The following is a 21591-nucleotide window of genomic DNA, read 5'->3' as shown; positions in this document are numbered from 1 at the left end:
TTTTCCACTTTATTCCGCCTGAAATCAATGACCGACATCACACCGTTTGCCAACCGCTTGGGCAAAAACATCAAACACCTTATGAAATGGGCGAAACGCAACGGCATCGAAGCCTGGCGCATTTACGACCGCGACATCCCCCAATTCCCTTTTGCCGCCGATGTTTACGGCGATCGAATCCACCTTCAGGAATACGATACCGGCTGGCTGATGCGGCCCGGAGAATACGAAGCGTGGCTTGCCGAAGTATTGGAAGCCGTCGCTTTCGTTACCGGTTTTGAACCCGAACAAATCCGTCTCAAACGCCGCGAACGCCAAAAAGGTTTGCAGCAGTACGAGAAAACCGGCAAGGCGGGCGACGATTTCGTCATTGCCGAAAACGGCCGCAAGTTTTGGGTCAACCTCGACAAATACCTCGACACCGGCTTCTTCCTCGATCACCGCAACACGCGCAAAAAAGTCGGCGAAACGGCGGCGGGCAAACGTTTTTTGAACCTGTTTTCCTACACCGGCAGCTTCACCGTCTATGCCGCCACCGGCGGCGCGGCATCCAGCGAAACCGTCGATTTGTCCAACACTTATCTCGATTGGGCGAGGCGCAATTTTGAATTGAACGGCATCGATATGGAACGGCACAAAATCGTCCGCGCCGACGTGTTCCAATACCTTCAGACGGCATATGGGGAAGGCAGGCAGTTCGACCTCATTGTGATGGACCCGCCCAGTTTTTCCAACAGCAAGAAAATGCCCGGCATCCTCGACATCCAGCGCGACCATCAAAAACTCATAGACGGCGCGGTGAACCTGCTCGCTTCAGACGGCATTTTGTATTTTTCCAACAACCTGCGCAGCTTCGTTTTGGACGATTCGGTATCGGAACAATACGCCGTGAAAGACATTTCCAAACAATCCGTTCCCGAAGATTTCCGCAACAAAAAAATCCACCGGTGTTGGGAAATCCGCCACAAATCTTAAGGGTGCGAAAAAGCCGCCGGAATCTTCCGGCGGCTTTTCGATTGCGCTTTATCAGGCGATGGAGGCTTCGACAAAGGCGGTCAGCTGACCTTTTGCCAATGCGCCGACTTTGGTGGCGACGACTTCGCCGTTTTTGAACACCATCAGGGTCGGAATGCCGCGCACGCCGAAACGGGACGGGGTGGCTTCGTTGTCGTCGATGTTGATTTTGACTACTTTCAGACGGCCTTCAAATTCGGCGGCAATGTCGTCCAAAATCGGGGCAATCATTTTGCAGGGGCCGCACCACGGAGCCCAAAAGTCCAGCAGGACGGGGAGGTCGGATTTCAAAACATCTTGCTCGAAGGCGGCATCGCCGGTGTGTACGATTAATTCGCTGCTCATTATTTTTCCTTTTCGGTTGGGATTCGCACGATAGCGTGCAGGATAGGGCTTGGGCATAAAAATTTCAAGTGGGCGGGCGGGATAATAGTTTTTCTGTACCGCCCCAATCGCCTTTGCAAATTCTAAAAAACGGTTCGGACAGTATTTTATTTTTGAAAATTACTTTTATTATCAAAGTATAAGGAATGTTTTTGAGGCTGTACAGAAACGCGCGGGCGGTGTATGCTCCGTTTAAATAGATTCTTAAAGTATGAATGTTCAAAACCAAACCCGAAACCCTATAAAAGGAACACTGCAATGACTGATTTTTCCGTTTGGGAAGCTGCTCCCTTTGGCGCAACCGTTGATCATATCCTGCAACGCTACCACAATGTCCACCGCGCACAATTTGAAGAATTGGTGCCGCTGGCGCAGAAAGTGGCCCAAGTCCATGCCGATACCTTTCCGGCGGAAATTGCCGGGCTGCTTGCCGATATGCGGGACGAGCTGCTGATGCATATGATGAAGGAAGAGCGGATGCTGTTTCCGATGATTAATCAGGGTGTCGGACGCGGTGCGGCGATGCCCATCAGCGTGATGATGCACGAACATGAAGAACACGACCGCGCCATCGCACGGCTCAAAGAGCTGACCGGTAATTTCCACGCACCCGAAGGGGCTTGCGGAAGTTGGACGCGCCTTTACGCGCTGGCAAAAGAAATGGCGGACGATTTGAACGACCACATTCATTTGGAAAACGATATTCTGTTTGCCCGCGTACTCGATTCTTAAGGGATAGGAGTCGGATATTTCAATGCCGTCTGAAATACGGTTTTTCCGTTTCAGACGGCATTTTCATGTTTCAGCCCAGCAATTCGGGCGGAATGCGGCACACAGGAATCGGGTTGATTTTGTGCTGCATCGCGCGGTGAAGCCGCGTATAGATTTCCAGAACTTCGCGCCGCCGTCCTTCAAAATCTTCGGGTTTGCGCGTGCCGTACACGCCCATTGCCCACTCCAGTTCGGGATAGCTTGCGCCCATCTGTTCCTCGTCGGTGCGTTCCGTATCCCACAGGCCGTCGGTCGGCGGGGCTTTTTGAATCGCCTCGTCCACGCCCAATGCTTCGGCAAGCCGGTAAACCTGCGTTTTGGTCAGGTCGGCAATCGGGCTGATGTCCACGCCGCCGTCGCCGTATTTGGTAAAAAAACCCACGCCGAAATCTTCAACCTTATTACCTGTCCCCGTAACCAGCAGTCCGTGTATCTGCCCGTAGTAGTACAGGGTCAGCATACGCAGGCGGCTTCTGGCGTTGGCGAGCGAAAGCGGCTGATTGGCAAATGCCGTCTGATGAACGCCGACGGTTTGCTCAAAGGTTTGGAAGGTGTCGGTCAGATTGGCCGTTTGCGCGCTTACATTGGCATATTGCCCTTGCAGATTGCGGATGTGCCGCCTTGCCCGCTCGAGCTGGCCGGGGTGTTGGCGTATCGGCATATCCAGAAGCAGCGTGGTGCGGCCGGTGCGGGCGGCGAGCGTGGAGACGACGGCGGAATCGATGCCGCCGGAAACGCCTACGACGAACCCTTTTGCATTTGCCTGAGCGGCGTATTCGTCCAACCATCGGACAATATGTGTGATAACTGCCTGCGTATCCATTTTTCCTCCTGTCGAAAATATCCGCATCATAGCCTGCCGGCGGTGCAATTTGAATAGATTGAGGGCGGGTTGATGAATATTTTTCCCATTCCCCGCTTAAAAAAGTCATATAGGAAAAGGCTGGCGGCAAGATGGCGCGTGTTATAATATTGTTGACAATTTAGACGGCACGATGCCGCCTTGGGCTTCAAAACATATTCATATTTTTTATTATTTGATTGATTCGATGTCTGATTTTTTTCATTCTGACGTGTTGTCCGTTTCCGAGTTGAACGCATTTGCCAAAAGTATTTTGGAAAACCACCTTGCCGGCCTGTGGATTGCGGGCGAAGTGTCCAATCTGACCCGCGCCGCCAGCGGGCATTATTATTTCTCACTCAAAGACAGCCGCGCGCAGGTGCGTTGCGCGATGTTCAAGGGTGCGGCGGCGCGTTTGGCGCAACCTTTGAAAGAAGGCGACCATATCGAAGTGGCGGGCAAAATCAGTATTTACGAGGCGCGGGGCGAATTTCAGATTACCGTAAACGAAGTACGGCTCAAAGGTTTGGGGCAGCTTTACGAAGCCTACGAGCGGTTGAAGGCGCAGTTGCAGGCGGAAGGCGCGTTTGCGGCGGAACGCAAAAAACCTTTGCCCGTCCGTCCGCAATGTATCGGCATCGTTACCAGTCTGGCGGCGGCGGCTTTGCGCGATGTCGTAACCACCTTGAAACGCCGCGCGCCCGAAATCCCCGTCATCGTTTATCCGGCCGCCGTTCAGGGCGCGGGCAGCGGGTTTCAGATTGCCCAAGCGATTAAAACCGCATCGCAACGCGCCGAATGCGATGTGCTGATTGTCTGTCGCGGCGGCGGCAGCATCGAAGACTTGCGGGCGTTTAACGAAGAACCGGTCGTGCGCGCCATCGAAGCCTGCACGATTCCCGTCGTCAGCGGCGTGGGACACGAAACCGATTTCACGCTCGCCGATTTCGTTGCCGACGTGCGCGCGCCCACGCCGACCGGCGCGGCGGAACTGGTCAGCCCCAACCGCCAAGAATCACTGCACCGCCTCGTCCAAGCCCAAGGCCGTCTGAAAACCGTTTTGGAGCAACGCTATTTCGATGCCAGCCAAAAACTCGACTGGCTCGCGCGGCAAATCCGCCACCCGCGCCAAAAACTTGACGAGCAGCGCGCTTCAATCGGCAAGCTGGCGCAAACGCTGTCTTACTCGATGACGCAAAACCTCCGCGCCCACACCGCCCGTTTTGAACGCCAAACCCAAGCCCTGCAACATTGCCGTCCTGATGTTTCCGTTTACCGGCAAGATATCGTCCGCCTTCAGACGGCATTGCCCGCCGCCTTCAGCCGGCTGCTCGCCCGTCGCCGTCAAAGCCTGACCGCCCAAGCCGCATTGCTCGAAGCCGTTTCGCCGCAGCACATTCTGGAACGCGGCTTCTCCGTTGTCAAAAATACACGCGGACAAGTCATCCGTAACGCCGATGTTTTGAAGCAGGGGCAGAAGCTGCACATTACCTTCTCCGACGGCGAAACCGACGTGCGCGTAAGCAAAGAACAAGGGCAGCAGGATTTGTTCGATTGCATTTAAACCCAATCGGAAAAACCGCTCCCCCTCCGCCGTCATTCCCGCGAAAGCGGGAACCCAGTCCCTTGACCTTAAGATAATCTTTAATTCGTCATTCCTGCAAAAGCGGGAATCCGGAAGCGGAAAGCCGCAGGAATTTGTCGGAAAAAACAGAAACCTCTCCGCACACCCGAAATGTTTCAGACGGCGCATCTTGGGGCGGATAAAAACCCAACCCGATATTTTTTTATAATTTTTAATAAGTTTCCATTGGGCAAATGAAATTTTATTTTTCAACTGACAGAAAGAGGATGTTATGAAGTTTTTAGACCGTGAGGCAAGCATTGCCAAGCCGGGTTTCAACCGTTGGCTCGTACCGCCCGCAGCATTGGCGGTGCACCTTGCCATCGGGCAGATTTACGCCTATTCCGTATTCAACGCGCCGCTGACCAAACTTATCGGCATAACCGAATCGGCGGCCGGAGATTGGAAGCTGACGACCGTAGGTTGGATTTTCAGTATCGCACTCGCGATGCTGGGCGCGTCGGCCGCCCTGTTCGGCACATGGATGGAACGGGTAGGGCCGCGCAAAGCCATATTTGCCGCCGCCTGCTGTTTCAGCCTGGGCTTCTTCGTATCCGCATTCGGCGTGCGTACGCACAACCTCTTCCTGCTCTATTTGGGCAACGGCGTCATCGGCGGCGTAGGCTTGGGTTTGGGCTACGTCGGGCCGGTTTCCACACTGATGAAATGGTTTCCCGACAAGCCGGGTATGGCGACCGGTTTGGCGATTATGGGTTTCGGCGGCGGCGCAATGCTGGCCTCGCCGCTTTCCGTATCACTGATGAACGCCTTTTCAAACGCCGCTTCGGTCGGGGTTGCCGAAACCTTTGCCGTATTGGGCCTGTTTTACCTCGCACTGATGATGTTCGGCGCGTTTACCATCCGCGTACCTGCCGACGGCTGGAAACCTGAAGGCTATACCGTGCCGAAAACGCAAAACAAGCCGGTCAGCAGCAATCATGTCAACGTGTCCCAAGCCATGAAAACGCCGCAGTTTTGGCTGTTGTTCTGGGTATTGTGCCTGAACGTAACCGCCGGCATCGGCGTATTGGGCCAGGCATCCGTGATGATTCAGGAACTCTTTTCCGAAACCTCCGCAGGCAGGCAGTCGGCAGTCGGCGCAGGTGCGGCGGCAGGCTTCGTCAGCCTCCTGAGCCTGTTTAATATGGGCGGACGCTTTTTGTGGTCGAGCGTTTCCGACAAAATCGGACGCAAAAACACCTACACCATCTTCTTCGTACTCGGTTCGCTGCTGTATTTCGCCGTTCCCTCCATCGGCGAAGGCGGCAGCAAAGCCCTGTTCATCATCGGCTTTTGCGTGATTATTTCCATGTACGGCGGCGGATTTGCCGCCATTCCCGCCTACCTGAAAGACCTGTTCGGCACCTATCAGGTCGGCGCGATTCACGGGCGCATCCTGCTGGCCTGGTCAACCGCCGCCGTCATCGGCCCGGTACTGGTCAATTACATACGCCAAAGCCAAATCGACAGCGGCATACCGGCGGCACAGGCATACAGCGTAACCATGTACATTATGGCGGGATTGTTGATTGTCGGACTGTTGTGCAACCTCGCCGTCAAATCCGTACACGAAAAACACCACGAAAAAGACATCAAAACCGCCGCACGCAGCGGCAACCCCGACGACGAAACCGCCATATCCGACGCTTACCTTGTGGGCGAAAAAGTTTCCGGCGACGGCATATCGGTCTGGTGGCGTTGGGCATTGGCCGTCATACCGCTCGCCTACGGCGTGGTGATGGTCTTTGTCAAAGCACTCGACCTTTTCTCCTGAAAACGCCCGAATAAAATGCCGTCTGAAACAGCAGGTGTTTCAGACGGCATTTTTACTTTCAGGCTTTTTTGCGGCGGCGTTCGCCCGGCAGCAGCATATCCGCCCATTTGAGGATGTTGGCGACTTCGGCGGGGTTGAGTTCGTAGAACTGTCCGCGTTTGAGGCGGTTGGGCAGTCCGATGGGGCCGAAGGCGACGCGCACGAGGCGGCTGACTGTGAGGCCTTGGCTTTCGAATATGCGGCGCACTTCGCGGTTGCGGCCTTCTTTAATCACGATGTTGTACCATTTGTTTGCGCCTTCGCCGCCTTGTTCGCGGATGCGTTCGACTTTTGCCAAGCCGTCTTCGAGCATCACGCCTTCTTCGGTGAGACTGCGCATTTGTTCGGTAGTCAGCCCGCCCAGTACGCGCACGGCGTATTCGCGTTCGACTTCGAAGCTGGGGTGGGCGAAACGTTGGACGAGTTCGCCGGAGGTAGTGAGAATCAGAAGTCCGCTGGTGTTGATGTCCAAGCGTCCGATGGCGACCCAGCGGCTGCTGGCGGCCTGCGGCAGGCGGTCGAATATGCTGACGCGGCCTTGCGGGTCGTCGCGGGAAACGATTTCGCCTTCTTGTTTGTAATACAGGATGATGCGCGGCAGGCGGTCGGCCCATTTGAGTTTGATGATGCTGCCTTTGACGGTAACGTGGTCGTCGGGGGTAACTTTGTCGCCCAGTTGCGCGGTTTTGCCGTTGACCGTTACCCAGCCGTTGTTGATCCATTCTTCCATTTCGCGGCGCGAGCCGACGCCGGAGGCTGCAAGCACTTTTTGCAGGCGTTCGGGTTCCATACGCGACAGGTCGCTGCGGCGTTCTTTCAAATCGCGCGCGTGTTCCATAATTTTTTGGTTGGGATTGCGGACGACGAGTTTTTTGGCTTTGGCGGCGCGCTGTTTGGGGGCGTTTTGCAGCTTGATGCCGTCTGAAGCTTTTTGTCCGTAAGCTTGGGCGGCGGTTTTGCGCGTTTCGTCTTTGGGACGGGCTTTGCTTTTGAAAGGTTTGGCGGTTTTCTTGGCAGACGGGGCTGCACCGTCGCGCCATTGGCGTTTGCTGGTGGGTTGCTTGGACATCATTTTTCCTAACTCGCCTGATAAGGCGGTTCTTCTGCGGCGTGTGCGGCAGGACGGGTTGATAAAATGCCGTCCTCGGTCGGACGGTTCGATATTGTACCTGATGCGGCGGTTTTGCGGATGAAATCGTCGCTGCGGCTTTGGGGACAAAGTTTGTGCAACGGTTGAAATCGGTTTGCGTGCGGGAGTAGAATCTTTCAAATGATAAGAGGAGCGGTAAATGGATTTGCACAATATTCGGGAAGATTACAGCAAACGGGAATTGTCGGAAGCCGATTGCGCCGATAATCCGATCGAGCAGTTCGAGCGGTGGTTGGACGAGGCGGTACGCGCCGAGGTCAACGAGCCGACGGCGGTCAATGTGGCGGCGGTCGACGGGCGCGGGAGGCCCAACAGCCGTATGGTGCTTTTGAAGGAGGTTAATTCAGAAGGTTTTGTTTTCTTTACGAATTACCACAGCCGCAAGGGGCGTTCGCTGGAACTCAATCCGTTTGCGGCGATGACGTTTTTTTGGCCGGAGCTGGAGCGTCAGGTGCGCGTGGAAGGGCGTGTCGGAAGGCTGGCGGAGAAGTTGTCGGACGAATATTTTGAGAGTCGCCCGTATCAGAGCCGTTTGGGTGCGTGGGCAAGCGCGCAGAGCGAGGTGATTCCGAACAAGGCGGTATTGGTGGCAAAGGCGGCGGCGGTCGGACTCAAACATCCTTTGCACGTGCCGCGTCCGCCGCATTGGGGCGGCTATATTGTGATTCCCGATTTGATTGAGTTTTGGCAGGGCAGGCCGAGCAGGCTGCACGACCGCATCCAATACCGTTTGCTGGATGGCGGCTGGATACGCGAGCGGTTGTCGCCTTGAACAGGAAAAAACATATGCCGTCTGAAAACCGGAATCAGGTTTCAGACGGCATTTTTTCACGGGGAAAATACGGACGGGAAGTTTTTTGTGTTCCGAACGGAAAGCCCGAATCCTCTTTATACCGAGGAATTATGATGCGGACGGCGTGAATGCGTCGGAGAAAAACAAGTTTTCCGGCAGCTTATGCTGTTGCACAAACAGATTTTTTGCTTGTTCGGTCATAGCCGGAGAGCCGCAGGCAAACACTTCGTATTCCGACAGGTCGGGGTGGTCTTGTGCCGCGATGTCTTGTACGTGGCCTTTTCTTCCCTGCCAGCCCTCTCCGGGACGGGACAATACGGGGGTGAAGCAGGTGTTTTTCAGACGGCATGCCAACCCTTGTGCTTCTTCGAGGGCATACAAATCATCTTGATGACGCGCGCCCCAGTAGAAATGGGCAGCGCGGCTGCTGTTTTGGCGGATAAGGTCGAGCAGGATGCTGCGGATGGGGGCGTAGCCTGTGTCGGTTGCCGGCAGGATGACGGGTTTGCCGCTGTCTTCCTGCAAGGTAAACGAACCGAGCGGGCCTTTAACGCGGACGATGCCTTTTTCTTTGACTTTGGGTTCGCTGCCGAAAATCATTTCCGAGCAGACACCGTTTTCGCGCCTGCGGATGTGTAGTTCCAAAATGCCTTCTTGGTCGGGCGAATTGGCGATGGAGTAGCTGCGGCTGACGTTGCCCGGCAGCAGTAAATCAATGTATTGCCCGGCGTAGAAGGCAAACGGCGGGGCTTTGGGCAGGGCAAGTTTCAGGAGGGCGACATCGTGTTTGAAAACCATACTTTCGATGCGTGCGGGCAGGGTGCGGACGGGTAGGGCATCGGCTTTGCAGCCGGGGATGTTGATATCGCTTTGCGCGGTGGTGCGGCACATCAAAATCTTGCCTTGCGCTTTTTCTGCTTCGGATAAAGCCTGTTCCGAGTGTCCGCCCATTTGAATATCGCCGCTGGCCAGTTCGGCTTTGCATTGTCCGCAGACACCGTTTTTGCAGGAATGGGGCAGATTGAGGTTTTGACGGGCGGCAGCGGACAAAACGGTTTCGCCGTCGCCGGCGGCAAAGGTGGTTTGGTCGGGCAGGGTAACGGTGTGGTTCATCGTATTTCCTTTTCGGTTGAAACCCCACCCTTTAGGCCGATAGGATCAGACTTTATTTGGGAGGGGCGTAACCCCTTTCAAATCAGGGCAACACACAGGGCGACATTTTATGTGTCGTCCTGTGTGTTGAAACGTGGAATATTGTTTTTTATGCTGTTTTAATGTGGTCAGACTGTGAAAATGCCGTCTGAACGTCGGATTTGGGTTTCAGACGGCATCTTGCTTATCAGGCAAGTTTGGCTTTAATCAACTCCTGCACCTGCGCGGGATTGGCTTTGCCTTTGCTGGTCTTCATCACTTGCCCCACAATCGCATTCAGGGCTTTTTCGTTGCCGGATTTAAACTGTTCCACGGCTTTGGCGTTGTTTGCCAGCACTTCGTCCACCATCGCTTCAACCGCGCCGGTATCGGTCATCTGTTGCAAACTGTGTTTTTCGATGATTTCGGCAATGCTGGTTTCCGGTTCCGCCCACATGGCTTCAAAGGCTTTTTTCGCCAGTTTGCCGCTTAATGTGCCATCGGCAATTTTGCCCACCAGCGCGGCAAGGCGTGGGGCGGTAATCGGGCTGTCGGCAAGTTCCATGCCTTCTTTGTTCAGCGTAGCGGCAAGTTCGCCGTTCATCCAGTTGGCAGTCGGCTTGCCTTGTCCGCTCTCTTTGGCGGCTTCTTCAAAATAGGCAGCCTGCACGCGGCTGGCGGTGAGCAGGCGCGCGTCGTATTCGGACACGCCGTAATCCGCCACGAAACGCGCCGCCATTTCTTTCGGCAGCTCGGGCATTTCTGCTTTGGCTTTTTGCATTTGGGCATCTGAAATGATGACGGGCAGCAAATCGGGATCGGGGAAGTAGCCGTAGTCGTGCGCGTCTTCTTTCAGGCGCATCACGCGGGTTTCGCCTTTTTCCGGGTCGAACAGCATCGTCGCCTGCTGAACTGTGCCGCCGTCTTCCAAAATCTCGATTTGCGCTTCGGCTTCGTAATTAATCGCCTGATCCAAGAAACGGAAGGAATTGAGGTTTTTAATTTCGCGGCGCGTGCCGAATTCCGCTTGGCCTTTCGGGCGAACGGATACGTTGGCATCGATGCGGAACGAACCTTCCGCCATATTGCCGTCGCAAATGTCCAGCCAGGTTACCAAGCTGTGTAAGGCTTTGGCGTAGGCAACGGCTTCGGCGGCGGAGCGCATTTCGGGTTCGGATACCACTTCCAACAGCGGCGTGCCGGCGCGGTTCAGGTCGATGCCGGTCGCGCCGCTCAAGCCCTCGTGCACGGATTTGCCTGCGTCTTCTTCCATATGGGCGCGGGTTACGTTGATGGTTTTCACATCGCCGCCGACCACGATTTCCAATTTGCCGTGTTCGACAATCGGCAAATCCAACTGGCTGATTTGATAGCCTTTCGGCAAGTCGGGATAGAAGTAGTTTTTGCGGTCGAACACGTTTTTCCGGTTGATTTTTGCATCCAAAGCCAAACCTAATTTGATGGCTTTTTCAACGACTTCGCGGTTCATTACCGGCAGTACGCCCGGCAGCGCGCATTCCACTACGCTGGCGTGCGCGTTGGGTTCTGCGCCGAATGCGGTCGATGCACCGCTGAAGATTTTGGATTTGGTGTTCAATTGGACGTGGATTTCCAAGCCGATTACAGTTTCCCAAGTCATAGGAGGTTCTTTCTCTAAAATATCAATTCGATAGTCTTCGCATCAGACTGTCCGGCGGAGCGGTTTTTCCGTTTGGATGCCGTCTGAAATGCCGCGTGCTTCTGTTTTCAGACTGTCCTTCATCTTTGTAACCATATCGTCCAGCATTTCATAACGCTTGCGGTACATCGAACGCTTTTTGCTTTCGATGTCGGCAAGGTCTTTGCGGGCGGGGGTTTGGGGAAGATGCCAGTAGCCGTCCCGTTCCAAACTTGCGCCGTATTCCTGCCAGAATGCGTCGTAATTCATTTTGACGCGCTTTTTAAGTTTCCAGCGTAATTTGACTTGATGTTTTTGTGCAATGCCTATCGCGCCGTCTAATTTTAATGCGGCGGCGAAATATTGCAGTGCGGTTACCATCAGTTGTTGGGGACGTAAGCCGTGAAGTTGTTTGGTTATGCGGCGGACGGTGTCTTTGGCTTCTTCACCTGACGGCCCTTGTACGGAGGCTGTCAGCAGGTGTGTGCCGACAAAGGCGAAGGTCGCCATATACAGCCGGTTGCCTGCTTCATCGCGCAAAGATAAAGACCACGCGCCTTCTTCGACGCAGTTGTCGTTGCGGTTGAGCCACAAGCTGATGCCGTCTGAAAGGTGCGCCAAGACCAGATGGAAGCGGCAGTCTTCCATTTGGCACAGAACGTCTGTGCCGAAGAGTTTTTCCGCCATGAGAAAATCTGCCGTCATCGCATCTAAACGGCGTTTGCAGTTAAAACGCCTGTCAACAAATTCGCGCAGCAGCGGATAGGCATCCTGCGGGCAGTGGAGGAACAGCCCCTGACGGATAGGGGAGGCGTTGACAAACTGCTCGAAGGCGTAAATTTCTTTTTTTCCGAAAAATTTTCGCAATGTGTATTTTAAATGTTGCAGCCGATATAAAGGCGCATAGCTGTAAACGGTGCGAAAATCGGGGAAGGTAAAGGTGCGGTTCTGCTTCATTCGGGTCGTTTGCCGTGCCAATCGCTGTTGAGTTGGATTTGATGCGCCGCACCGAGGATTTTGGCTTCGGCGAAGTAGTTGCCGACAAGCTGTACACCGACGGGCAGTCCGCCGCCGCTGAAGCCTGCGGGCAGGGTCAATGCGGGCAGTCCGGCGAGGTTGACGGCGATGGTGTAAATGTCGCTCAAGTAGGTTTCAACCGGAGAAGTATCCGCTCCGATTTTGGGTGCGGCGGAGGGTGCGGTCGGCGCGAGGATGAGGTCGCACCGTGCAAATGCCGTCTGAAAGTCATCGGCAACGAGGCGGCGCAGTTTTTGGGCTTTGAGATAATAGGCATCGTAGTAGCCGTGCGACAGTACGTAAGTGCCGATCATGATGCGGCGTTTGACTTCGCTGCCAAAACCTTCGGCGCGGGTTTTGCCGTACATTTCTTCCAAATCGCCGAATTGGGCGGCACGGTGTCCGTAACGTACGCCGTCGTAACGTGAAAGGTTGGTGCCGGCTTCTGCGGAGGCGAGGACGTAGTAGGCGGGGATGGACAGCTTGGTTTGCGGCAGGGAAACTTCGACCGGTTCCGCGCCTTGTGCTTTCAGCAAATCAATGGTGTTTTGCAATGCCGTCTGAACATCGGTGCTGTTGCCTTCGCTGAAGTATTCTTTGGGCAGGCCGATTTTCACGCCTTTGAGCGGTTTGTCCAAATCGCGGGTGTAGTCTTCTTTTTCGCGTTCGAAGCTGGTGGAGTCTTTGGGGTCGAAACCTGCCATTGCATTCAACAGAATCGCGCAGTCTTCGGCGGTTTGCGCCATCGGGCCGGCTTGATCGAAGCTGGAGGCGTAGGCGACCATACCGAAGCGGGAAACCGTGCCGTAGGTAGGTTTGATGCCGGTAATGCCGCAGTGCGATGCGGGTTGGCGGATAGAGCCGCCCGTGTCCGAACCGAGCGCGGCAGGGGCGAGGCGCGCGGCAACGACGGCGGCGGAACCGCCTGACGAACCGCCGGGTACGTGTTCCGGATTCCACGGGTTTTTGGCCGCGCCGTAGAATGAGTTTTCATTGGTCGAACCCATAGCGAACTCGTCCATGTTGGTGCGGCCGAGCGTTACCATACCTTCGTCGAGCAGGTTTTGGACGACGGTGGCCGTGTAGGGGGAGACGAAGTTGTCGAGCATTTTGGACGCGCACGCGCTGCGCCAGCCGGTTTGGCAGAAAATGTCTTTGTAGGCGACGGGAACGCCGGTAAGTGCCGAAGCGTTGCCCTGTGCGATGCGTTCGTCGGCGGCACGGGCTTCGGCGAGGGTTTTATCTTGGTCGATGGTGATGTAGCCGTTGAGGGCGGGATTTTTTTCGGCAATGGCGGCAAGGTATGCGCTTGCCAGTTCGACGGCGGAAATCTGTTTGGACTGCAACAGGCTGCCTGCCTGTTTCAATGTGTATTGGGTCATAAATCTTCCATCCTTAAAGGGCTTCGGGCGGTATTGCTGATGCCGTCTGAAGCGTATTCGGATTATTCTTCGATAACTTGCGGTACGATGTACAGGCGGTTGCGTACTTCCGGCGCAACGGCTTGGTATTCGGCGGCGCGGTCGGTTTCGGTTACTTCGTCTTCACGCAGGCGGAGGGCGACCTCGTGCGGGTGCGCCATCGGCTCGATGCCGTCTGTGTTGATGTTCTGCATCTGTTCGACCATAGTGAAAATGTCGTTTAATTCTTGAAGCGATTTTTCTTTTTCTTCCGCAGTCAGCTGCAGTCGGGAGAGTCGGGCGATTTTGTCTACGTCGGCAAGTGTCAGTGCCATGAAAAGCATCCTTGTCTGATGGTAAAGATACCGTCGTTCGGGTATGATGGGGCGTATTGCTTGGATTTTTAATTATAACGGAAAAATCCGTTGCGGCGGCAATTTGCAGCATCGGATGCCTGCCGCACGGGTTTGAAAGAGGGGAAATAATGGGATTGGGTATGGAAATCGGCAAGCTGATTGTGGCTTTTTTGGTGCTGATCAATCCGTTTAGCGCGTTGTCGCTTTACCTTGACCTGACCAACGGACACAGCACGAAGGAGCGCAGGAAGGTCGCGCGGACGGCCGCCGTCGCCGTGTTTGCCGTGATTGCGGTATTTGCGCTGATCGGCGGTGCGCTATTGAAGGTTTTGGGCATCAGCGTCGGTTCGTTTCAGGTCGGCGGCGGGATTTTGGTGCTGCTGATCGCCATTTCGATGATGAACGGCAACGACAATCCCGCCAAGCAGAATCTCGGCGCGCAGCCGGAAACGGGGCAAGCGCGCCCCGCCCGCAATGCAGGGGCGATTGCCGTCGTGCCCATCGCCATACCGATCACCATCGGTCCGGGCGGTATTTCGACCGTGATTATTTACGCTTCGGCAGCCAAAACGTACAGCGATATCGCGCTGATTATCGCGGCCGGTTTGGTGGTCAGTGCGATTTGTTATGCCATTTTAATCGTTGCCGGGAAGGTCAGCCGCCTGCTGGGCGCGACGGGGCTGACGATTTTAAACCGCATTATGGGTATGATGCTGGCGGCGGTATCGGTGGAGATTATTGTGTCGGGACTGAAAACGATATTCCCGCAACTGGCAGGTTGATTCGATGTTTCACAGTGTCAATGTATTTACGGGCGAAACGCTTTACCGCCGCCCCGATCAAGATTATGCGGAGTTTGAACGGCGGCTGGCGGATTTGAAAATGCACGGCAGGGCGTTCGCGCAATTGGGCGTAACCGAACGTGCCGCGCGTCTGCAAAAATTTGCCGGCCGTTTGGAGGCGGAAAAAGAGCGTTTTGCGGAAATGGTGTGCGAAGAAGTCGGACGCTGCCTGCACGAATGCCGTGCCGAAATCGTCAAGTCTATCGAACTGATACGCTATTACGCCCGCCTCGCCCCCGAACTGCTCGCCCACAAAACCATTGCGACGCAGGCGAGTTTGAGTCAGGTGCGCTTCGAGCCTTTGGGCGTGGTGTTTGCCGTCATGCCTTGGAACTATCCCGTCTGGCAGGTATTGCGTTTCGCCGTTCCCGCTATGTGCGCGGGCAACGCGTGCGCCGTCAAACCCGCGCCCAGCGTGGCACGCGTCAGTCGGGCGTTGTTCGATTTGGCTTCAGACGGTATTCCTCTGGCAGGCGCGTGGCTGGATGAGGCGGACACGCTCAAGGCAGTCGAAGATACCGATGCGATGGCGTTTACCGGTTCGACGCATACGGGGCGCATTCTTGCGGCACATGCGGGCGCAAACCTCAAGAAAACCGTGTTGGAGCTCGGCGGCAGCAACGCCTTTATCGTGATGCCCGATGCCGATTTGGAACGCGCCGCCGCAGAAGCCTGTTATTCCCGTTTCCGCGATGCGGGGCAATCGTGTAACGCCGCCAAGCGCATCATCGTAACCGAAGCCGCAGTCGACCGCTTTATTCAGCTGTTTCTCGCCGAATGCGCCAAATTGAAAATGGGCGACCCGAAACATCCCGATACCACGCTTGCACCGCTGCACCGCGAAGATTTGCGGGACCGGGTTCACGGGCAGGTTGAAGATGCCGTTTCAAACGGCGCGGTGTGCCTGACCGGAGGCAAAGTTCCACAGGGGTCGGGGTGGTTTTACCCTGCGACGGTTTTAGACAGGGTAAATCCTGCCTGCCGCGTCTGGAGAGAAGAAGTATTCGGCCCCGTCGCCCTGATTTTGCGCGCCGAAAACGAAGAACACGCCATCTGCCTTGCCAATGATTCCCCGTTCGGGCTCGGTGCCTGCATTTATACCGCCGATACTGAACGCGCCTGGCGGTTTGCCGAAAAAATACAGGCCGGATCGGTGTTTATCAACCGCCATACCAGCAGCGATTTGCGCCTGCCTTTCGGCGGAGTCAAAGATTCCGGTTACGGGCGCGAACTGTCCGAATTCGGGTTGTACGAGTTCGTCAACGTCAAAACCTACTGGCAGAAATAAACAAACCCCGTGCCGCTTCAGGCGGCATCGGGTTTGCGCTAGAGCCGATTAACGGCAGTATTTGTTTACGGCGTTATTGTATTTACGGATCAAATCATCCTTGTTTTTCGCATTTGAGTTTCCCACCGCCTTCAGGTTCATTTTTGAAATCCGGCAGTTTTCTTCTTTGTTCTGCCGTTCGGTTTCGGCAATTTTTTTCTTTTCTTCCTCAAGCTGCCCGTTTTTCTCGGCGATATCCTTTTCGTTTTCCTTCGCACTGTCCGCATTCGTATCGACGGCAGGTTTGGGCTTGACCGCCGGTTTGGTTTGGAGCGTCCGCAGGTTGAGGATTTGGCTCTGGTCGGGATGAAGCTGTTTCGGCACATCCGAATAGCTGTTGCCGCCGCCGTCTTTCCAAGTAAAGACGGCGGTTCCGGCAGGCGGGACGGGCAGGAAAGAGGCGAGGGTAAATGTGATGACGGATAAAGCAAAGTTCATTAGGGTTTCCTTGATGGCTGACTGCCCGGGCAGAATCGGGATTGGTTCGGGCGGTGTCTTTTCCGGGTTCGGGTCAAGGCAGGGAAGACACTCCGCCTTAATATGGTGCTTTATATATTGGGGTAAAACAGATTCCCAAAAATATCATTGGAATATGGTTATGCTACCGTATATTTTGGCAAAGAAAAAGAAAATTGCAGGCAGGCGCGTATAAAATCCGATGAGGCGCGTGATTCTGCCTTTGGTGTTGAATCGGTTGAATCTGCGGTTTTTGATATTTTTAATTGATGAAATGCCGTCCGAACGCTTTGAAAAGGGTTCTGACGGCATTTTGTTCAAACCGGTTTATTTGCGTTGCAATACGGCGGCGAAGAAGCCGTCGGTTTGGTGTCGGGCGGAATCGAGGCGCAGGTATTTGCCGGTATCCAAATCGACCTTCAGGTTTTGCAGCAGTTCGGCGCAGTTGACGGGTTCAAATTCGGGATGTTCGGACAGGAAACGTTTGATTTGCAGTTCGTTTTCTTCCGGCAACACGCTGCAGGTGGCGTAAACCAAACAGCCTTGCGGTTTCACCAGTTTGGAGGCGGCATCGAGGATACTGTGTTGCTGTTCCAAAAGTTTGGCGACGGTCTCGGCGGATTGGCGGTATTTGAGGTCGGGATTGCGGCGCAGTGTGCCTAAGCCGGAGCAGGGCGCATCGACCAACACGCGGTCGGCTTTGCCTGCCAGTCGTGCGATACGGGTATCGTGTTCGCTGCCGATACGTTCGGGGTGGATGTTGGTCAGTCCGGCACGGGTCATGCGCGGTTTGAGGTTGGCAAGGCGTTTTTCGGCGATGTCGAAGGCGTAGATTCTGCCTTTGTTGGCCATTTGGGCGCCGACAGCCAAGGTTTTACCGCCGGCTCCGGCACAGAAATCCACAATGATTTCGCCGCGTTTTGCGCCCACCAATAAGGCAAGCAGCTGGCTGCCTTCGCCTTGGACTTCCAGCGTGCCGTCCAAAAACAGTTCGTGTTTGTTAAGCGCGATTTTGTTTTTCAGGCGGATGCCCCAAGGAGAATAAGGCGTTGCCTCTGCATCGGGGCTTTCGGCTTGCAACAATGGCAATACTTTGTCGCGTTTGCCTTTCAAGGTATTGACGCGGATGTCGAGCGGCGCAGCTTGGTTGATGCTGCGGCCGAAAGCGAGGATTTCTTCTTCGCTCCAATGCTGTTGCAGTTGTTCCACCAGCCATTGCGGCAATTCTGCGGCGGTATTCAGGCCGTCTGAAAACTCGGTTTTACGGGCTTTCAAATTGCCGAAAAACTCTGTTTCTTCTTCATCAAGCAGGTCTTTGATTTGGCTGATGTTGGTACTTCTGCCGAGAACCAGCGCGGCGAGTGCGGCTTTGCGCGGCTGCGCGTGCGGACGGCGCAGGGCGGTACTGATTTTTTGATAGTGTCGCAACGCGGCAAAGGCGGTTTCGGCGATTTCGTGGCGGTCTTGGCGGCCGAGCTTTTTGTGTTTGCGGAAATAGGCGGAGAGGACGGCATCGGCAGGCTGTTTGAAAGTCAGCATTTCAGCCAAAACTTTGGCGGTATGGTCGAGTTGTGCGGCGTTCATAATGTAATGGGTTCTCTTAAAGTTGGTAAAGGGTTTCAGACGGCCTTCATAATACGTTCGATTTCGTGCCAAAAGCCGTCCGGCCGACATTCCAAAACGGCAATCAAGCCTTGGTCGATGCGGCGGATTTCGGTTGCGTTTAATGTTTCGGTTTCGGCGACACGCGCAGGCGCGAGATAGACCATGCGGTCGAGCAGGTGATAGCGCGCTTCTTGGCGTTCAAACCCGTATTCCGCCCAATCTTGAATATAGATGCCGCGCCAGCCGTATGGATTAAGCGGCGGCTCAAAAGCATGGAAACCTTGTGGAAAAAATCCGATGCCGCGCACGATGGAAGCAGGAAGTGGATTTTCCGGCAGGTCTTGTGCGGCTAAGGTTGCTTTGCCTTGCGACGTATGCACCAGCTGGAATTGCTGCACCAATTTGGCGGCTTTGTCCGTCAGCGTGTCTTTGGGATTGAGACCGCGCAGGTTCTGCACTTGGTCTCCGCCGTAGTATTTACACGCCAGCTCGATATGATAGGGCTGTTGGTTGAGGGAAACGACAAAATCCGCGGCGCCTAAAGTTTGGCCGTCTGAAAAAACGGTCAGATTATATGCGTGCAGTTTGGTGTGCGGTGCGTTGGTAAACCAAAAAGCCAGCAGCTCTTCGGCATAAATGCCGAGACGGTGGTCGAACGGGGCGCGTTGTGCAAGGTAATCCGTCAGCGGCGCGGGATCGGCATCCAATGCTAAAAGGTAGCGGAAACCGCGTTCCCCCAGTAGTTCGCGCACGCTCAATTCGCAACCGCTTTGCCACAAAGGCGGCGCAGTCAGCAGCGAGGCGAGGTCGCGGACGGGTTGGCTGGTGAGTTTCCACCATAATGCGTCTAGGGCGTAATTCATGCTTATCCGAATATCAGTCATGCCGTCTGAAAAAGCTTGTAATGTTTTCAGACGGCCTTAATCAGTCTTTTTTATGGATACGGTGGCTGACGGTATTGAAAAAACCGCGCAGGATGTCGATGTCTTCGGTTTGCGTGTTGGCGCGTCCGAATAGGCTCTGCATACGGCGCATCAGACGCTCGCCGTTGCGGCGGTTGAAAAAGCCGATGTCGTCCATCACGCTTTCCATGTGGGCGAGCATGCCTTTGATTTGCTCGTGGGTTGCGGCGTGGTCTTCCTGTTGAAGATGGGTCATGGGCGAATCGGTTTGGCTGAAAATTTCGTAGCACACGACCTGCACGGCTTGGGCGAGGTTGAGCGAGAAATAGTCGGGGTTGCCGTTGATGGTCATCAGTCGGTTGCACGCTCGGACTTCTTCGATGCTCAAGCCGAAAGTCTCGTTGCCGAAGACCAGCGCCACTTTCTCGCCGCGGTTGGCGGCCTGCAGTAATTCGGGCACCAAATCGCGCGGGGTTTGCAGCGGCGCGGTGATTTCGCGGCGGCGGCTGGTCAGGGCGCAGGCGATGGTGGTGTCGGCAAGGGCTTCGTCCAGTGTGGCGACGATTTCGGCGTTGTGCAATACGTCCGCCGCGCCGGAAGCGAGGATGAAACTTTCTTCAGGCAGTGCAAAACTTTGCACGTCATCGGGATTAAAAACGGGCGGATTTTCCGTCATCGGCGTTGCCATCAGATTGGGGGTGACGATGGTCAGCCTGTGCAGACCCATCGTTTTCATCGCGCGTGCGGCAGAGCCGATGTTGGCGGGGTGGCTGGTGCGTGTGAGGATGATGCGGATGTTGCCGAGGTAGTCGGGCAGGGCGGGTTTGAGAGCAGTCATGTTCGGTTTTCGGTCGGAATGGAATAGGGTATAATGCGCCGTCTTTTTCGTTCGGACGGTGAAATGCCGTTTGAACTGTTCTTTAACAACGTCGGAAATTTAACGTTGCGCCTGAAGCAGACACGCGTCAGGCGGTATTTTACCCGATTTGGCAGGGTTTGCCCCAACCAGATAAACTCCGATTTTGCCGCTCCGAAGGACTGCACGTCCGAACCGGCGGTATGCCACCCTTAAGGAAATCTGATGAATCCGTTTTTGAATACAGCCTTTAAAGCCGCCCGCCGTGCCGGTCAGATGATGATTCGCGCCGCAGGTAACCTCGATGCCGTCAAAACCGACAGCAAAGCCTTCAACGATTTTGTTTCCGATGTTGACCGCAATTCCGAAATCATCCTGGTTGAGGCTTTGAAAGAAGCCTATCCGCATCACAAAATCACTTGCGAAGAAAGCGGCTTCCACGGCAAAGCTACAGCCGAGTACGAATGGATTATCGATCCGCTCGACGGGACGACCAATTTCCTTCACGGCCATCCCCAATACGCCATCTCTATGGCACTGCTGCACAAAGGCGTGTTGCAGGAAGCTTTGGTGTACGCCCCCGAACGTAACGACGTGTACATGGCTTCGCGCGGTAAAGGCGCGTTGCTTAACGACCGCCGCATCCGTGTCTCCAACCGCATCGAATTGAACCGCTGCCTGATCGGTACCGGCTTCCCTGTTGTCGATCAAAGCATGATGGACAAATATCTGGCGATTTTGAAAGACTTTTTGGCAAAAACCGCCGGAGGCCGCCGCGAAGGCGCGGCTTCTTTGGATTTGTGCGCCGTAGCAACAGGACGTTTTGACGGCTTTTTCGAGTTCAACCTCAAACCGTGGGACATTGCCGCCGGTGCATTGATTGTCCAAGAAGCAGGCGGCATCGTTACCGATATGTCGGGTGAGGACGCTTGGTTGGAAAGCGGCGATATTGTGGCTGCGAATCCCAAAGTACTGGCGCAAATGTTAAAAATCATTTCCGCACACGTTTAAATTTCAGCCAGCTCCCGGAAATGCGGGAAAACGGGCGGGTATGCCGTCTGAAGTATCGTGCCGATATTTCAGACGGCATTTTTATTGGCGGCGGGGCAGGAAGGCGGAAACGGTCAAATGCCCGAAATTGCCGGGAATGGAAATCCGTATCTGGTTAAACGGAGAACCCTGTGCAATTTGTCCCTTTTCTTTCAATTGTTTAAAGGCGGTTTGCTGGAATCTAAATCGGCTGTGGCAGAAAACAGACACCGGGGAATAAAAAACAAGGGTCTGTACCAGATTAGCAGATATGTTACCCTCGAAATATGAAGATAACACACTGCAAATTAAAGAAAGAAGTACAAAAAGAACCGCTCCGTTCTTTTGTACCGGAAGTTACCGCCCGTTCTGCCGCCGATATTTTGGGTATCCATCCCGATTCGGCGGCACTGTTTTACCGTAAAATCCGCACGGTTACCAACCATCGTTTGGCCTTGGCTGCCGATGAGGTTTTCGAGGGCCCCGCCGGGCCGGGCGCAAGCTGTTTCGGCGTACGGCGTAAAGGCGGACGCGGTCGCGGCGCGGCAGGAAAAGCGGTTGTCTTCGGCATTCCGAAACGCAACGGGCGGGCCTATACCGTTGCCGCGGACGATGCCGAGCCT

At 54.9% G+C, this 21591-nt stretch carries 22 protein-coding genes and 1 pseudogene; 10 read left to right on the top strand and 13 right to left on the bottom strand.

The annotated features are described in order from the left end of the window. Positions 1-27 precede the first annotated feature (27 nt). The gene (locus DFR77_RS09260) at positions 28-975 is read left to right on the top strand and encodes a class I SAM-dependent methyltransferase (protein ID WP_012503687.1); all 948 of its coding nucleotides are present in this window, start codon (positions 28-30) and stop codon (positions 973-975) included. Between the two features lie 51 nt (positions 976-1026). Here DFR77_RS09260 and trxA read toward each other — a convergent pair whose 3' ends face one another. Continuing rightward, positions 1027-1359 (bottom strand): thioredoxin TrxA, encoded by a 333-nt coding sequence (gene trxA / locus DFR77_RS09255; protein WP_002247584.1) that lies wholly within the window; start codon positions 1357-1359, stop codon positions 1027-1029. A 297-nt stretch (positions 1360-1656) separates the two neighbouring features. Here trxA and dnrN point away from each other — a divergent pair, with 297 nt between their 5' ends. Next, the gene (dnrN, locus tag DFR77_RS09245) at positions 1657-2130 is read left to right on the top strand and encodes an iron-sulfur cluster repair protein DnrN (RefSeq protein ID WP_003688853.1); all 474 of its coding nucleotides are present in this window, start codon (positions 1657-1659) and stop codon (positions 2128-2130) included. A gap of 70 nt (positions 2131-2200) precedes the next feature. Here dnrN and nadE read toward each other — a convergent pair whose 3' ends face one another. Next, on the bottom strand, positions 2201-3022 hold the full coding sequence (gene nadE / locus DFR77_RS09240; protein WP_003691281.1) for an NAD(+) synthase: 822 nt from the start codon (positions 3020-3022) through the stop codon (positions 2201-2203). 196 nt (positions 3023-3218) lie between these two features. Here nadE and xseA point away from each other — a divergent pair, with 196 nt between their 5' ends. Both xseA and DFR77_RS09225 read left to right on the top strand, forming a co-directional pair. Beyond that, a complete protein-coding gene (xseA, locus tag DFR77_RS09230; protein ID WP_003688847.1) occupies positions 3219-4574 on the top strand; it encodes an exodeoxyribonuclease VII large subunit in 1356 nt (451 codons plus the stop codon). 292 nt (positions 4575-4866) lie between these two features. Next, a complete protein-coding gene (locus DFR77_RS09225; RefSeq protein ID WP_003693009.1) occupies positions 4867-6408 on the top strand; it encodes an L-lactate MFS transporter in 1542 nt (513 codons plus the stop codon). A gap of 58 nt (positions 6409-6466) precedes the next feature. Here DFR77_RS09225 and DFR77_RS09220 read toward each other — a convergent pair whose 3' ends face one another. Continuing rightward, the gene (locus DFR77_RS09220; protein WP_003698531.1) at positions 6467-7516 is read right to left on the bottom strand and encodes a pseudouridine synthase; all 1050 of its coding nucleotides are present in this window, start codon (positions 7514-7516) and stop codon (positions 6467-6469) included. An 8-nt stretch (positions 7517-7524) separates the two neighbouring features. Further along, positions 7525-7677, bottom strand: a complete 153-nt coding sequence (locus tag DFR77_RS13415; protein ID WP_003695397.1) for a hypothetical protein — start codon at positions 7675-7677, stop codon at positions 7525-7527. Positions 7678-7736: 59 nt separating this feature from the next. Here DFR77_RS13415 and pdxH point away from each other — a divergent pair, with 59 nt between their 5' ends. After that, positions 7737-8369 carry a pyridoxamine 5'-phosphate oxidase gene (gene pdxH, locus DFR77_RS09215; RefSeq protein ID WP_003688841.1) on the top strand — a complete coding sequence of 211 codons (633 nt, stop codon included), beginning with the start codon at positions 7737-7739 and terminating at the stop codon, positions 8367-8369. A gap of 129 nt (positions 8370-8498) precedes the next feature. Here pdxH and DFR77_RS09210 read toward each other — a convergent pair whose 3' ends face one another. From DFR77_RS09210 to gatC, 5 genes are all read right to left on the bottom strand, one after another. Further along, positions 8499-9503, bottom strand: coding sequence for a 2Fe-2S iron-sulfur cluster-binding protein (locus DFR77_RS09210; protein WP_113852109.1), 1005 nt, complete (start codon positions 9501-9503; stop codon positions 8499-8501). Between the two features lie 226 nt (positions 9504-9729). Beyond that, on the bottom strand, positions 9730-11160 hold the full coding sequence (gene gatB / locus DFR77_RS09205) for an Asp-tRNA(Asn)/Glu-tRNA(Gln) amidotransferase subunit GatB (protein ID WP_003703944.1): 1431 nt from the start codon (positions 11158-11160) through the stop codon (positions 9730-9732). A 42-nt stretch (positions 11161-11202) separates the two neighbouring features. After that, positions 11203-12135: a VirK/YbjX family protein gene (locus DFR77_RS09200; protein WP_003688835.1), complete on the bottom strand. Its 933-nt coding sequence runs from the start codon at positions 12133-12135 to the stop codon at positions 11203-11205. Next, entirely contained in the window at positions 12132-13577 is a 1446-nt protein-coding gene (gene gatA / locus DFR77_RS09195; RefSeq protein ID WP_003688833.1) for an Asp-tRNA(Asn)/Glu-tRNA(Gln) amidotransferase subunit GatA, read from the bottom strand. Before gatA ends, DFR77_RS09200 begins: the two co-directional genes overlap by 4 nt. 62 nt (positions 13578-13639) lie before the next feature. Next, positions 13640-13930: an Asp-tRNA(Asn)/Glu-tRNA(Gln) amidotransferase subunit GatC gene (gene gatC, locus DFR77_RS09190; protein ID WP_003688831.1), complete on the bottom strand. Its 291-nt coding sequence runs from the start codon at positions 13928-13930 to the stop codon at positions 13640-13642. A 149-nt stretch (positions 13931-14079) separates the two neighbouring features. Between gatC and DFR77_RS09185 the strand changes: the two genes are divergently transcribed. Both DFR77_RS09185 and DFR77_RS09180 read left to right on the top strand, forming a co-directional pair. Beyond that, on the top strand, positions 14080-14733 hold the full coding sequence (locus tag DFR77_RS09185; RefSeq protein WP_003688829.1) for a MarC family protein: 654 nt from the start codon (positions 14080-14082) through the stop codon (positions 14731-14733). A gap of 4 nt (positions 14734-14737) precedes the next feature. Then, positions 14738-16081 carry an aldehyde dehydrogenase family protein gene (locus tag DFR77_RS09180; protein WP_003688827.1) on the top strand — a complete coding sequence of 448 codons (1344 nt, stop codon included), beginning with the start codon at positions 14738-14740 and terminating at the stop codon, positions 16079-16081. 48 nt (positions 16082-16129) lie between these two features. On the opposite strand, the gene DFR77_RS09175 is transcribed toward DFR77_RS09180, so the two are convergent. After that, entirely contained in the window at positions 16130-16558 is a 429-nt protein-coding gene (locus tag DFR77_RS09175; protein ID WP_003688825.1) for a DUF4124 domain-containing protein, read from the bottom strand. Between the two features lie 147 nt (positions 16559-16705). Here DFR77_RS09175 and DFR77_RS13410 point away from each other — a divergent pair, with 147 nt between their 5' ends. Then, a complete protein-coding gene (locus tag DFR77_RS13410) occupies positions 16706-16846 on the top strand; it encodes a hypothetical protein (protein WP_162098116.1) in 141 nt (46 codons plus the stop codon). Positions 16847-16903: 57 nt separating this feature from the next. On the opposite strand, the gene DFR77_RS09165 is transcribed toward DFR77_RS13410, so the two are convergent. From DFR77_RS09165 to DFR77_RS09155, 3 genes are read right to left on the bottom strand one after another with little or no spacing between them, the layout of a single operon-like run. Then, positions 16904-18160: an RsmB/NOP family class I SAM-dependent RNA methyltransferase gene (locus DFR77_RS09165; protein ID WP_003688821.1), complete on the bottom strand. Its 1257-nt coding sequence runs from the start codon at positions 18158-18160 to the stop codon at positions 16904-16906. A 35-nt stretch (positions 18161-18195) separates the two neighbouring features. After that, entirely contained in the window at positions 18196-19065 is an 870-nt protein-coding gene (locus DFR77_RS09160; RefSeq protein ID WP_003691269.1) for a DUF1853 family protein, read from the bottom strand. Between the two features lie 40 nt (positions 19066-19105). Continuing rightward, positions 19106-19921: an RNA methyltransferase gene (locus DFR77_RS09155; RefSeq protein ID WP_003688817.1), complete on the bottom strand. Its 816-nt coding sequence runs from the start codon at positions 19919-19921 to the stop codon at positions 19106-19108. A gap of 243 nt (positions 19922-20164) precedes the next feature. On the opposite strand from DFR77_RS09155, the gene DFR77_RS09145 reads away from it, so the two are divergent. Both DFR77_RS09145 and DFR77_RS09135 read left to right on the top strand, forming a co-directional pair. Beyond that, the gene (locus DFR77_RS09145) at positions 20165-20950 is read left to right on the top strand and encodes an inositol monophosphatase family protein (RefSeq protein WP_003688815.1); all 786 of its coding nucleotides are present in this window, start codon (positions 20165-20167) and stop codon (positions 20948-20950) included. A gap of 289 nt (positions 20951-21239) precedes the next feature. Further along, a pseudogene (locus DFR77_RS09135) lies at positions 21240-21591 on the top strand (IS1595 family transposase); the annotation flags it as partial.

It is taken from the genome of Neisseria gonorrhoeae (genome assembly GCF_003315235.1).
Classification (GTDB): Bacteria; Pseudomonadota; Gammaproteobacteria; order Burkholderiales; family Neisseriaceae; genus Neisseria; species Neisseria gonorrhoeae.
This window is presented reverse-complemented; position numbering and strand designations above follow the sequence as displayed.